General features: G+C 72.1%; 10 protein-coding genes. 3 read left to right on the forward strand and 7 right to left on the reverse strand.

Annotation, left to right across the window (positions count from 1 at the left end; translation table 11 throughout):
* Positions 1-14 precede the first annotated feature (14 nt).
* Both ACWGH1_RS15420 and ACWGH1_RS15425 read left to right on the forward strand, forming a co-directional pair.
* Positions 15-896, forward strand: coding sequence for a S1 family peptidase (locus tag ACWGH1_RS15420; RefSeq protein WP_453355138.1), 882 nt, complete (start codon positions 15-17; stop codon positions 894-896).
* A gap of 90 nt (positions 897-986) precedes the next feature.
* Positions 987-1,466, forward strand: coding sequence for a hypothetical protein (locus tag ACWGH1_RS15425; RefSeq protein WP_453355137.1), 480 nt, complete (start codon positions 987-989; stop codon positions 1,464-1,466).
* A gap of 25 nt (positions 1,467-1,491) precedes the next feature.
* On the opposite strand, the gene ACWGH1_RS15430 is transcribed toward ACWGH1_RS15425, so the two are convergent.
* The 6 genes from ACWGH1_RS15430 to fxsA form a co-directional block, all read right to left on the reverse strand.
* Positions 1,492-2,388, reverse strand: a complete 897-nt coding sequence (locus ACWGH1_RS15430; protein WP_453355136.1) for a DUF4231 domain-containing protein — start codon at positions 2,386-2,388, stop codon at positions 1,492-1,494.
* Positions 2,389-2,465: 77 nt separating this feature from the next.
* Positions 2,466-6,443: an FxSxx-COOH system tetratricopeptide repeat protein gene (gene fxsT, locus ACWGH1_RS15435; RefSeq protein WP_453408719.1), complete on the reverse strand. Its 3,978-nt coding sequence runs from the start codon at positions 6,441-6,443 to the stop codon at positions 2,466-2,468.
* Positions 6,427-7,839, reverse strand: a complete 1,413-nt coding sequence (locus ACWGH1_RS15440) for a TIR-like protein FxsC (protein ID WP_453353762.1) — start codon at positions 7,837-7,839, stop codon at positions 6,427-6,429. The genes fxsT and ACWGH1_RS15440 overlap by 17 nt, the downstream gene beginning before the upstream one ends.
* Before the next feature lie 43 nt (positions 7,840-7,882).
* A complete protein-coding gene (locus ACWGH1_RS15445; protein ID WP_453353760.1) occupies positions 7,883-8,680 on the reverse strand; it encodes an aminoglycoside N(3)-acetyltransferase in 798 nt (265 codons plus the stop codon).
* A complete protein-coding gene (gene fxsBH / locus ACWGH1_RS15450; protein ID WP_453353759.1) occupies positions 8,677-10,944 on the reverse strand; it encodes a radical SAM/SPASM protein FxsBH, inactivated beta-hydroxylase extension form in 2,268 nt (755 codons plus the stop codon). The genes ACWGH1_RS15445 and fxsBH overlap by 4 nt, the downstream gene beginning before the upstream one ends.
* A 29-nt stretch (positions 10,945-10,973) precedes the next feature.
* The gene (gene fxsA, locus ACWGH1_RS15455) at positions 10,974-11,138 is read right to left on the reverse strand and encodes an FxSxx-COOH cyclophane-containing RiPP peptide (RefSeq protein ID WP_453353758.1); all 165 of its coding nucleotides are present in this window, start codon (positions 11,136-11,138) and stop codon (positions 10,974-10,976) included.
* 297 nt (positions 11,139-11,435) lie between these two features.
* Here fxsA and ACWGH1_RS15460 point away from each other — a divergent pair, with 297 nt between their 5' ends.
* Positions 11,436-12,620, forward strand: coding sequence for a hypothetical protein (locus tag ACWGH1_RS15460; protein ID WP_453353757.1), 1,185 nt, complete (start codon positions 11,436-11,438; stop codon positions 12,618-12,620).
* 28 nt (positions 12,621-12,648) lie between these two features.
* Here the strand turns inward: ACWGH1_RS15460 and ACWGH1_RS15465 are convergent, their stop codons facing one another.
* Positions 12,649-13,383 carry an SDR family NAD(P)-dependent oxidoreductase gene (locus ACWGH1_RS15465; RefSeq protein ID WP_453408720.1) on the reverse strand — a complete coding sequence of 245 codons (735 nt, stop codon included), beginning with the start codon at positions 13,381-13,383 and terminating at the stop codon, positions 12,649-12,651.
* Positions 13,384-13,481 lie beyond the last annotated feature (98 nt).

The following is a 13,481-nucleotide window of genomic DNA, read 5'->3' on the forward strand; positions in this document are numbered from 1 at the left end:
ACCGGGAGGACGAAGTGAGGACCAAGATCACCCGTACCAGGCTGCTCGCGGCGGCCGTCGGCGCGGCTGCCGTCGCCGCGCTCGCGCTGCCCGCCGCCGCCAGCGCGGACACCAAGGACAGCGGCTTCAGTGCCGCCCGGCTGGCCTCGGCCGAAGCCTCCGTCCTGCGGGCCGACGTCGCCGGCACCGCCTGGAACACCGACCCCGCCAGCGGAACCGTCGTGGTCACCGCCGACTCCACCGTCACGGCGGCCGACATCGCCAGGATCCGCCGCGAGGCCGGGGCCGACGCGGCCGCCCTGCGGATCGAGCGCACCGCGGGCAAGCTGAGGAAGCTGCTCTCCGGCGGCGACGCCATCTACGCGTCGAGCTGGCGCTGCTCGCTCGGCTTCAACGTCAGGAGCGGGTCCAACTACTACATCCTCACCGCCGGGCACTGCACCGACGGCGCGGGCACCTGGTGGACCAACTCCTCGCACACCAGCACCATCGGATCCACCGTGGGATCCAGTTTCCCGACCAATGACTACGGCCTGATCAAGTACGCCAGCAACTCGCCCGTCCCGCCCGGCACCGTCGGCAGCCAGGACATCACCAGCGCCGTCGACGCCACCACCGGCATGTCCGTCACCCGGCGCGGCTCCACCACCGGCATCCACGGCGGCACCGTCACCGGCCTCAACGCCACCGTCAACTACGGCAACGGCGACATCGTCTACGGCATGATCAAGACCAACGTCTGCGCCGAGCCCGGGGACAGCGGCGGCCCGCTCTACTCCGGCAGCCGCGCGGTCGGTCTCACCTCCGGCGGCAGCGGGAACTGCTCCTCGGGCGGGACCACCTTCTTCCAGCCCGTCGTCGAAGCCCTCAACGCCTACGGCGTCAGCGTGTACTGAGCCACCCGGCCTCCGGCCCCCTGGACGTCCTCCCGCCTTCTGGGAGGATGTCCAGGGCGTGCGTGTTTCCGGGGGGAGGCAGGTTTCCGTATGAAACGCATCGGGGTGACCGGACACCGGTCGATTCCCGTCGAGGCGCTCGGACACGTCAGGCAGGGCCTGCGGGGCGTACTGTGCGGCCGTCAGGGGCCGTTGGAGGTGCTCTCCAGCCTCGCGGAGGGCGCGGACCAGCTGTTCGCCGGCATCGCCCTGGAATGCGGCGCCGACCTCACCGTGGTGATCCCCAGCGAGGACTACGAGCACGATTTCGCGGACGCCGCGGCCCTGGCCCGCTACCGGCAGCTCAGGCACCGGGCCGCCCAGGAGGTGCGGATGGGCTTCGCCCGCTCCACCGACGAGGCGTACTACGCCGCCGGCACCTACATCGCCGAGTCCTGCGACCGCCTGGTCGCCGTCTGGGACGGGCTGCCGGCCCGCGGGCACGGTGGCACCGGCGAGATCGTCGCCTACGCCCGGGCGCTCGGCAAGCCCGTCACCGTCATCTGGCGCGAGGGCGTGACCCGCGACTGAGCCGCGCCCCGCCCGCGGGCCGTGGTCAACTGCTGTGCCGGGCCAGCCAGTCCGTGTGCTGCGGAGAGACGTACCGCTCCGTCTCGTACACCGCGGACGGCCACTGCGACTCGGTGATCGTCGTCTGCATCACCACCATCATCGCCGACAGGTCCTGCTCGATCAGCGTGTGCGCCTCGATCAGCGGATGGTGGCGCCGCACCTCGTTCCAGGCGATCGCCGCCGCCGCGGCCGCGCTCAGCAGCGCAGTCAGCGCCGGACCGGGCCCCGAGCCGAACGCGCCGAGCACCGCGAACAGCAGGGCCACGCAGGTCAGCAGCACGATCGTCCACGACCACAGCGCCGTCGCCCGCCGGGACACCTCCGTCTTGCGCTGGTACCAGTTGCGCTGCTCGATCAGCCGGTCCCGTACGTACGTCTCCCGGCGCAGCTGGTAGTCCTGCCCCCGCAGCCGCTGCATCGCCCCGGTGATCTCCCCGCCCTCCGGCACCAGCCCCGCCGCCCGGGGGTCCTCCCAGCCCATCTTGCGCAGCTCGTCCAGCCCGGCCTCCAGCCGGGTCCGGTACGTCGCCTCGGGGGCGCTGACCTCACTGCCGAACGGCGCCCCGTGCACCGCGTACCGCCAGGCCAGGGACTTGATGAACTCCGCCGCGCTCCGGTTGAGCTGCCACTGCGGCCGGGCCCGGCGCCGGGTCGCCCGTACGCCCACCGCCAGCACGCCGGCGTAGGCCAGCGCGCTCAGCGCGCCGAACAGGTGCAGCGAGCCCGCCGCGGGCGCGGCGGGCAGGGCGGCGGCCCCCGCGGCCGCGACCAGCAGCATCAGCTGCCTGCGCGTGGCCCGGGTGGACTCCCGCTGCCGGGAGATCGCCGCCTGGTCGGTGTGGTGGAAGAGGGCCGGCAGGTCCTCGTTCCGGAAAGTCATGCTGTCGCTCACAGCGAACCCCCCAGGTCTGCTGTAGGTGCGCGGGGCGGCCCGTGCGGGCGCCGCCCCGCGCCGGATCACACGGCGAGGGGCTCCAGGTCGCGGTGGACGCGTCGCTCGTCGCGGGCGTAACGGGTCAGGCCGTGGTCCTCGCCGAGCAGCCGCGTCAGCTCGCCCACGGTCTCCGTCCGGACCCGGGCCGCCTCCTCCTTGCGGCCCATCATGTCCAGGCTGACCGCCATGTTGGAGGCGGCCGCCAGGGTCTCCGGGTGGTGCGCCCCCAGCGCCTCGCGCAGCCGCAGCACCACCAGCCGCTCCAGTTCCAGCGCGCCCTCCGGGTCACCGAGGTCGGCGAGGGCGTTGGCGAGGTTCAGGTGGCCGAAGACGGTGTGCGGGTGGTTGTCGCCCAGTACCTCGCGCATGTGCCGGATCGTCAGGCGCAGCATCGGCTCCGCCGTGTCCGCGGCGCCCGTGCCCCAGTGGAACACCGCCAGGTTGTTGACGGCCGCCAGGGTGTACGGGTGCCGCTCGCCCGGCACCTTCACGTACTCGTCCACCACCTCCTGCGCCAGGTCGCGGGCCGCGCCCGGGTCGCCGGTCGCGAACAGGTCCGCCGCCAGGTTCAGCTCGCAGGCCAGCAGGTCCGGGTTGACCGAGGTGTACTTGGCGCGGTAGCGGTTGCGGGTCGCGGTCGTCAGCCGCAGCGCGTCCTCCAGGTCGCCCGCCCGGCGCAGCGACACCGCCAGGTTCTTCGCCGCGGACAGGGTGCCGGGGAAGGCCCGGCCGAGCGTCCGCTTGTAGATGTCGTAGGTCCGGCTCAGCAACTGCACCGAATCGTCGTACCGGCCCACCTCGCGCAGGTCCCGGGCCAGGTTCTGGGCCGAGGACAGGGTGTACGGGTGGTCCGGGCCCAGTACCTCCGTACGCCGGTCGAACACCTCCTGGTCGATCTCCCGGGCCCGGGAGTACTGGCCGACCATGCGCAGGTTCAGGGCCAGGTTGTTGGCGGCGGCCAGGGTGCGCGGGTGCGCCTCGTGGAAGATCTGCCCGAAACCCTCGTGCGCGGCCGTCGCCAGCTCCATCGCCTCGCCGTAGCGGCCGAGCGCCCCCAGGTCCATCGCCAGCCCGCTGGTGGTCATGTACGTGTGCGGGTGCGAGGGGCCGAGCGAGGTCCGCTGCCGGTCCAGGGTGACCTCGTCCAGCTCCTTCGCCTCCACGAACCGGCCCTGCGAACGCAGGATGTTCGACAGGTGGAAGCGCAGGTACAGGTACTGCAGGTCACTGTCGCCCAGCATCTCCTTCCACACCTCGCGCAGTTCTTCGCCGAGCTGGTACGCGGCCTTGAAGTCACCGCGCTTCCACAGGTAGCGCACCCGGTCGATCAGCAGCCGGCGGGTCTCCGGCTCCTTGCAGAACCGGGCCTCGGAGGGCGTCAGGTGCGGCCAGATGGTGTTGAACCGGGGCCAGGTGGCCGGATTGTCTATGGGCTCGTCGTCATCGGGCCGGGCGCCCGCCAGGATCCGGTGCACGGCGTGCCGGGCCTCGCGCTGCTCCTCCTCCGACAACTGCGCCCGGATCACGGCCTGGACGAGGCGGTGCACCTGGATGCTGTTGCCGACCTGGTCGACCTTGGCCATCGCGAACCGGCCGATCTCCCGGATCACCCGGCCCAGCATCAGCTTCTCCTGGAGCGAGGAGTCGTACGGCTTGAGGGCGTTGATCATCTCCTTGCTGTAGAGGAGGTTCGCGGATATCGGCTCCGGCGCGAAGAAGGCGCACAGCTGCAACAGCCGCACCGCGGCCGGGGAGCGCTGCTGGAGCCGCTCGATGGAGACGTTCCAGGTCGCGGCGACCGGTTCCGGATAGCCGGCCGGCTGGTTCAGCCCCAGCACGCTCGCGGCCTGCTGGGCCAGCTGCTCCAGGTACGCGGACACGGGCGTGGCGGTCTCCGCGATCCAGGCACCCGCCTGCTCGACGGCGAGCGGCAGGTCACCCACCGCTATGGCCACCTGCTCGGCGTCCTCCTGGGAGAGGCCGGGGGCCCGCCGCTGGAGGTGCTCGACGGACTCCTCGCGCAGGAACACGTCCACCGGCAGCGCGTCACCGTACTGCGACCAGGACTGGTTGCGGGAGGTGACCAGTACGTGCCCCGGGCCGCCCGGCGGGAAGAACCGCTTGAGCGTCTCGGGGTCGTCGGCGTTGTCGAAGACCAGCAGCCAGCGCGAGGTGGGCACACCGCGCCGCAGCAGGTCGATCGCCTCCTGGGAGGCGGCCGCCATGTCCTCGCCCGTCTGGGCGCCCAGCCGGACGGCCAGCTCCGCGAGGGCCGCGACCACGTCGTCGGTCTGTTCCGAGGAGATCCACCAGACCAGGTCGTAGTCCGCCATGAACCGGTGGACGTACTCCAGGGCCACCTGGGTCTTGCCGACGCCGCCGAGCCCGTACAGGGTCTGCGGCTGCGGCAGCACCACGGCCATGCCGCCGCCGAGCTGGTTGCGCATCCGCTCCAGCACGATGCTGCGCCCGGTGAAACCGGTGTTGCGGGGCGGTGCGTTCCAGATCTTGGGCACGGTCCCCGGGAACCGGGGGCCTGGCTGAGAGGCGCTGTTGACCGTGTCGTTCAGGGCCATGGGCCGCTCCACCGCGCGCAGCAGGGCGGTGGTCGCGTGCACCTCGTCGAGGCGGAAGAGGTCCACCGGGTTGCGGTCGATGTACGGCGTCGCGAGCCGTACGTCGCCCACCCGCAACGGCACCAGCTGGCGCCGGCCCCCCGTCGGGTCCTCGGCGGCGGCCCGGTTCCACACCTCGACGGCGCGGGCGGACTTGAGGAAGGCGCTGGAGAGCAGCACGACCGTGCGGGCGGCGTTGTCGACGCTGATGCCCGATCCGCCGAGGGTGTCCCCGCCGGTCGGCGCGGGCGCCGCTTCCGCCGAGACGTCCTTGGGCACCACGCGGAAGCCGGCCCGGGTGAGCACCGACTCGATCCAGTCGGCCCACATCCGGTTCTCGGCGACGTAGCAGAGGAACAGGTCGGCGGGCAGGGCCGGGCGGCGCCGGGTGAAGGCGTCCCGGATCCGCATCCGGACGTCTTCCGCGATGGCCGGCATGGAGGTGATCTCGCCCTCGGTGACCACGGCGGTGAGCCGCTCGAACGCCGAAAGCAGGGAGTTGGTCAGCCCGGCCTCGTCGCCGAAGGTGGCCAGGGTCTCCTCGTAGGCGTAGTAGGGCCGGTACGGGATCTCCACCGCGCCCCAGTAGGAGGTCAGGTCGTCACCGACGAGGCCGCCCGGGAAACGGTCGAACTTGATCCGCGCCAGTGCCCGGCCCGCGTCGGCCTTCTCCTTCTCGCCCTCGTCGATGCGCATCGGCACCGGGTAGATCTTGATGCCGCGGTCGTTGAACCGCTCGTCGATCTGCCGGGCCACGGAGGCGGCGCCGTCGATGGACTGGTCGGAGAGGGTGAAGCAGTCGACCAGGACGTCCGGCAGGTGCACGGTGCAGATGTCGGCGATGTCGGACAGGCCGGTGCGGCTGTCGATCAGCACGTAGTCGTAGTTCTTCTTCATGTCGGCGCGCAGCGCGTCGAAGAAGAGGCCGCCGCCGAGGCGGTCGTAGAAGTTGTCCCAGTCGAAGGTGGACACGGTCGCCGAGTACTCGCGGTTCTGCCGGCCCGCCGAGACGAAGTCGAGGGTGCCGCCGTCGGGGAACTCCCAGCCCAGCGTCTCCGGGGTGAGGGAGACCGCGTGCGGCTGGATCCGCGCGTAGTCCTTGTGCCAGTCGTCGGCGCGCTGCACCGGGCTGGTCGCGGCCCAGGCGTACTCGCTGATCAGGTCGATGACCCCGGTGGTCGCCCCGAGCGTGGAGGGATCCAGGAAGGGGTGGAAGAAGCGGTGCAGACCCGGCGCCTCCAGGTCCCAGTCAACGGCCAGCACCCGCTTGCCGTTGGCCGCCAGGATCCAGGCGGTGTTCGCCAGCGCCATGGTGCGGCCCGTACCGCCCTTGTAGGAATAGAAGGTGACGATGCGTCCGCCACGGCTGTCACGACCGGCTGTCATCCGTGTCCCCCCGCTCTGTGTCGCTGACGTCGTTGGTGTCGGTCCCGCGCGGTGCGTCACCGCCCGCCTCGGTGTCGGGCGGAAAGGGAACGCGCGGCGGCAGCGGCGGGGGCGGCTCGTCCATCCCCATCGGCCCGACCAGCCGCGGCCGTTCGGTGTGGGTGCCGCCCGCGGGCGGGTAGACCTGGGCGTGTCTGAGGAACTGCTGGGCGGCGGCCTCGACCACCTGGGGCAGGATCTGCCCGAGCATCTCCATGTTGGCGACGCCGTTCGCGGCGGCCCGGCAGGCGGCCCGGCCCTGGCTCATCTTGACGGGCATCGTCCCCTCCAGCCGGTCCGCCAGCTCGCCCTCCTTCGCCCGGCTCTGGTGGTCGTACCGGTTCCAGGGCACGACCACGTTGATCCACGGCCGGTGTTCCTGGTCGAAGGCGGCCAGGCGCTGGCGGCGCGACTCGTCCTCCACCGCCCAGCGGTCGACGATCAGGATCTCCGGACGGGTCGGCGGCTGCTTGCTGTCGAAGTGCCCCGCCTCGTCGTCGAACGAGCCGAGGCTCGTCTGGTAGTTGAGGTTGCGGATCACGTCCTCGGCCACGTAGGCGATGGGCCGCTGCGCCCCCGGGTGGTACGGGTTCCACTCCAGCGCACTGTCCCCGTAGTACTCGGGGCTGCGGCCCTCGGGAAGGTCGTGCCGGGTGGCGGCCGCCACCGTGATGTGCAGGGTGCGGGCGGGGTTGCCGCCGTTGCTGCCGAAGGCGCTCGGCACCACCCGGTAGTCCAGCGGCTTGATCGGGTCGATGCGTACGCTCTCGGCGACGTGCACGATGCGCTTGGCGAGTTCGTACACGGCCGCCTCGTACTGCTCGGCGTAGCCGCGGAGTTTGATCAGGCCGTACAGGCCGTCGGTGACGTAGCGCTCGCCGAAGGTGTTGTGGTTGAACTGCAACCGCGAGGCGGGGCCCGGCATGTGGGTGGCGGGCACCGGGACCCACAGGGCCGGCACGATGGCCTCGGGCGGCGGCTCGTTGTGGCGGGCCCCGTGCTGGATCGCGCGCTGCGCGAAGGCGAACCACTCCTTGCCGCACATCTCGCTGGCGAAGTAGCGCGGCGAGAACAGCGGCACGAAGACCCGGCAGGTGGCGAGCGCCGCCGCGAGCCGTTCCGACCAGCCCTCGCCGCTGCGTATCTCGCGGTCCATGAAGCCGGCCTCCGAACCGGCGGGCAGATCAGTCAGCGCCATGACGTGGTTGCAGAGGTCACGGAAGAGCCGTTCGACCCACATGTCGGGGTCGGGACCCCCGGCCCCGAACCTCGGCGTATGCGCATAACTGAGAAAGAAGTACGGCTGCACTGATGCGGGCACACGACCCCCGTCCCGAAGATGCGAGCGAAGAAACATCATTCCGGAGCTGCTTCGCCACATCCCCTCATCGTTCAGTCAATCAGCGTCTGTTTTCGGTCATCCAGTCGATTGCGTGACCAACGGCATCGGAAATCGAGAAGAGCACGGCCGCTGCCCCTCCCAGCCGCCCCCTGCGCAACCGTGAATGCGGGAACGCGTCGCCGATCTCCGCGAAATCACTGTCGTCCAGTGCGACGTCCTCGTACGTCGTCCACTCCTCCCCCTGCCGTCCCCCCGGAAGGTTCACCTTCACCACACAGTCGTACATGCGCAAGGGGGGCTTCGGAATTCGGTACTCCGCCAGGTGGAATGCGGTGCAGGCCGAAAATCCCACGTTGATCATGAGTACCTGGCCGCCCTCCCAGCACATTTTTCCCAGGGGCGACTCCTCACCCAGGTGGCATTCGAGGCGGTGGCCGGAGCACAGCCGCCGCGCGTCCTTTCCCAGCGCCGCGAACGAGGTCTGCGGATGCGCGCTGCGCGCCGCGCCGGGGGTGGTGCGGACGGCCTCGGCGAAACGCCCCACGCCCCGGCTCGGGGTCCGCCGCGGGTCGAACGCGGGCATCCGGGCCCGGAACTCCCGCACCTGCGGCTCCGAAAGGCCCGCGATCCGCTCCAGGTGCGCCGTGGAGGTGAGGGAGTTCTCCGAGGTGAACGCGGGCACCACCAAGGTGCCGTCCCGGCCCAGCACACCCGTCAGGGCGTCGCGCAGCGGTCCGGTCCGCAGGCCGGTGCCGCCGAGCGCGGCGTGCACCAGCAGCGGCGCCCCCGGGCGCACCCCGAGCAGGCACAACTCCCGGGCCAGCGCCAACGCATCCGGGCCGGCCGGGGACGTCACGCGTCGACCGCCTTCGACTCCCACCGCAGCTCCGCCACCAGCCGTTTGCCGGTGATGGTCAGCTCGGCCGCACCGGCCAGCCGGTCCAGGGCCCGCTGGATCCGGTCGGCCGCCCCCGGTTCGGGTGCCGCGGTCGCCCGCCGGTACGCCTCCACCGCCACCCGCTCGTGTACGTCGGCCAGCAGCCGGGACACCGGGACCGGGCGCTCCCGCCACGGCGAGGGGTGCTGCCACTCCCCGTCCAGCGCGTACAGGTCGGCCACCTCGGTCAGCGCCCGCAGCCGCGCCCGGCGCCGGCCGGTCAGCAGCGCCAGGGCCGTCTCCCGGACCCCGGCGCCGTACGGCACCCCGAGCGCCCCGGGTCCGTGCCGCCCGGCCTCGCCCCAGCCGTGCGCCCGCGGGCCGCCCGCGAGCGGGGTCAGTGTCGTCAGACCCGCCGCGGCGGCCCGGGCGAACTCCGGGACGGCGGCGTGCAGCAGCGCCCAGGCCGCGTCGAGCCTGCCCCGCCACTCCTCGGCCTCCCCGGCCCCCAGCCGCAGCCTGGGCGGGCGGGCGAAGCAGTTGCGGTACGGGTCGAGGTCCTCCAGCGCCACCGGGGCGGTGTCCGGCCCGGGCGGCGACCAGCTCCGTACGGGCAGCCACCGCGCGTCCCCCGCCGCCGGACCGAAGCGGTGCTCGGCGCGGCCGTCGCGCACCGCGTACCCCGTCCCGGCGGCCCGCAGCGCGGCCCGCCCCCGGGTGCCCGGCTCGCCCAGCCGCAGCAGCCCGAGCGTCGGCAGGTACAGCTCGCCGTCCCGGTAGGGCACCTCGGCCGGCAGGTCGAGCCCGCCCCGCAGCACGGCGGCGGCGGCCAGCGCGGCCAGCCTGCGCGCCGCGCCGGGCCCGTCGGGGCGCCCCTCACGCCCGGCGTCCAGGGCCTCCAGGACCCAGGTGCGGGTGAACGGGTGGTCCAGTACGGCCGCCAGCGCGGCCGCGCCCGCGTCCCCGGCGCGCTCCACGGAGGCCAGCAGCTCCCAGGACCGGGCCCAGTCGGGATCACCCGTACGGTCGGCGTTCAGCCGGGCGAGCAGGACCCGGGTCAGCTGCTCCTGGGAACGGGCCAGTTCGGCCGGGTCGGTGAGTTCCGGCGCGGTCTCCCGGGCGGCGGTGCGGCCCTCGACCCCGTCCACCAGCTCGCGCAGGTCGGTGCAGTACACGGAGGGATGATCGAAGTTCCCGCCGCCGTCCGGGTCGGCCCGGTAGCGGTGGGTGTAGAGACCGCCGCCGCACGAACGTACGACGGGGCAGCGGCGGCACGTGGCACTGACACCGGCCAGGCCCAGCTGCCGGGCCCGCATCCCGGGGTGGGCGGCGACCTGGTCGAGGGAGTGGCGGAAGACGTCGAAGCCGGTGGCGGCGGCGCCCTCGTAGGCGCTCTTGAGGGAGTCGACCTGCTCCAGGGTCCCGTCCGTCTCGACGACGACCAGGTCGGTCGGCGCGAGGCCCAGGGACTCGGTCAGGCTCGGGCCGCCGCGCAGGGTGGACAGCAGGGACTCGAAGAGCCGTACGGAGACCGGCCGCCCGAGCCCCTCCCAGTGGTCGAAGACCCGCAGCAGCCAGCGGGCGTACGCGTCGGGGGCGCCGTCCGGGCGGACCGGCGGGGTCTCCCAGGTGGCATGGGGCAGCAGGAAGTCCACGCGCGGGGGTCGCAGTTCCACGAGGGCGTCCAGCACGGCGACGGGGTCGTTGGCCACGTCGACGGTGCAGAGCAGGCCCTGGTAGAGATGGCGGTAGGGCTCCGAACGGAGCAGTGCGACGGCGGCGAGGACCAGGGGGTGGCTGGTGCGCCCGTCGGCGAACCGGCGGTGCCGGTCGTTGGCGGCGCGGTCCCCGTCGAGGGAGATGCCGACGCGGACGCCGTACTCGGCGAAGAGGTCGAGGCAACGGCGGCCCAGCTGCAGCCCGTTGGTGTGGATCCGCAGGTCGAGTGCGGCGGTTCCGGCGAGTGCGCGGGTGAACTCCTCGCACACGAGGCGTAGTCGGGCCGTGCCCGCCAACAGGGGTTCCCCTCCGTGGAGAATCACCGTGACGGAGGGGATTGCATGGTCACGGGCATGTTCGGCGAGCCGCGACGCGGTCTGCGAAATGACCTCGGGGGAGATCACTTTCGGCCGGGCTCGCCAGCTCTGATCAGCGTGTTCGTAGACGTAGCAATGATCACAAGCGAGATCGCATCTGCTGTGAACCTTGAGGACGATCTCGCGAAAAGCGATCAGGCCGGTCATTCCACCAGTCTAGAGCGCGTGCTCCGGTGTCAGAGCGCAGAGTTGAAGATCGGTGCCTGAACGTGACGGCCGTTTTCCGAGGGCAGGACGCGGCCGAGCACCGCGGCCGCCGACGCGCTGCGGACGTCGATCCGGTCGAGCGGGACCCGGGGGGTCTTGACCGTGCTGGTCGCGGGGGTTGCGGAAGTGTTCACGACACCGTCCTCGGGGAGGCCATGCGAAATGGGCAGGGGAGCGACACCAGCGGTCGCCGCTGGTGTCAAGCGTGGACTTTACTCGTCCACACCTTATTGGCAACCGAGACATGACGCCTGGTCAAGCGTTCTACGGAAAGGCTGCCGCAATTCTCGAGGTGCGGTAATCGGCCGTTTGCCGTACGGCAAGATCCTTTATCCCTGACGCCCGGTCACCGCCGGTGCGGATCACTCGGCCGGGGGTGTTCGGCATGTTCACGCCACCCTCTGACCTGCCGTTCGGCCGAAAGTACCCCCATGCGCCTCCAGCGGACCCTTGCCGCGACCGCCGCCCTCATCGCCCTCCCCGCCCTCGCCGCCTGCAAGGGCGACCCCGCGCCGCCCGCCGGCCGCGCGGGTGCGAGCGCCTCCCCGTCCGCCGCCGGGCCGTCCGCCGGCGGCTCGGTCATCGAAGCGCAGCAGTACGTGAGGCAGTTCACCTCCTGCGAGGACCTCAGCGGCGAACCGGACGACCCCCGGCTGCCGTCGACCGGGTTCACCCGCGTCGGACAGTGGTCCGTGACCCGGCGGGGCGTGTGCAGTGACCGCCCCGTGCACGGTGAACTCGTCTTCTACGTGGTCTCCGACATGAAGGAGTTCCAGGAGCGGTACAAGCAGAAGGTCATGGACGCGATCAAGGGCGGCGACGGCGCCTCCGGCCTCGACAGCCGGGTGCTCGTCGGCAAGGGGTACGTGGTCACCCCGACGCAGACCAAGTCGGCCCTCGCGCTCGGCCGGTCCGACCTGCGGATACTGACCTGCAACCCGACCTTCGCCGTACCCGAGGGGTACAAGAAGGAGAAGGCGCTGGTCGAGGGCTGCGTCCTCAGCGACTTCGTCAACAGCCCGGACGGCTCGGGGAGTCCGAACCCGGCGACCCCGCAGGACCCGGCCGGGGAGAAGCCGGGGCAGCCGGCCCGCGGCAGCCTCGGACTGCCGCGGCCCGGGAGCATGGCCGAGCTCAAGACCCTGGTGGGCGCCGGCATGGACTGCTCGCACTTCACCACGGCGCCCGCGGACGCGGCCGTCGAGTCGATCGACTACGAGCCGGTGGTCAAGGGCGACCCCCGGGCCTGGGGCGTCACCGGACGGGGTCTGTGCGGGGTGCCGGCGGGTGGGCAGCGCGCCCACGACCTCAACTGGCTCGACACGGTCGGCGACATGAAGAAGCTCCAGACCAGGGCGAAGGCCGCCCAACTGGCCGCCCTCCAGGACGGCGGGAAGCTCAGGGCCACCGCGAGCCGGCTGCTCGTCGGCGAGAACGTCGCGGTGGAGTCGATCGATCCCGCCGTTCGCGACGGCCTGTACCAGGCGCAGTTCCTCGCCCTGAACTGCGTCCCGGGCTTCTCCGCCCCGGCCGGGTACCGGCTGGAGCGGTCGCAGGTCGACGGCTGCGTGCTGACGAACTACGAGCCGGAACACCCGGCCGGCGGCGGCCGCTGAGGTTCCCGGTCGGCGGGGGAGCGGGATGTCAGGCGCGGCCGGTGACGTGACCGCCGTCCACGCGCAGGGCGTGGCCGGTGACGAACGTGGCGCCCGCGAGGTAGAGCACCGCCTCGGAGACCTCCGAGACCTCGCCGACCCGGTCCAGCAGGGCGAGGGCGCCGAAGGAGTCCACGTCGGAGCCCGCGTGCAGCGGCGTGCGGACGATCCCGGCCGCGACGAGGTTGACCCGGATCCCGTCGGCCGCGAGCTCGGCGGACAGGCTCGTGGTCAGCCCGTGCACCCCGGCCTTGCTGACCACCGGCGCGGAGGCCGGGAAGCCGGCCAGTCCGTGGTCCACCAGGACGGTGCCGATGTTGACGATGCTGCCGCCCTCGCCCTGGGCGCGCAGTGCCCGCACCACGGCCTGGGTGGTGAGGTAGGTGCCCTTGAGGTTGCCGGTCAGGAAGCCGTCGAGCTCCTCCTCGGTGACTTCGGTGAAGGGCTTGGGGGCGAAGGTCCCCGCGTTGTTGACCAGGACGTCGATCCGGCCGAAGCGGGCGAGCGCGGTGCGGACGAGGGACTCGCCGGTCTCCGGCTCGGCGATGGCGCCCGCGACCCAGGCGGTCCGTTCCGGCCGGCCGAGGCCGGCCGCCGCCTTCGCGAGGCGTTCGGGATCCCGGCCGTTGAGGACGACGTTGGCGCCGCTCGCCAGGAAGGCGCGGGCTATGTCGAGGCCGATGCCGCTGGAGGATCCGGTGATCAATGCGGTGCTGGTGTTCATGGTTGGTGCGCCTTTCGCGGCGGTGGGTCCGTTCGGTGACACCGGAAACGTATGGACTCCCGACTCATAACACCACGACGTAGATTGGAGCATGTGAT

Source organism: Streptomyces sp. NPDC054883 (genome assembly GCF_053610645.1).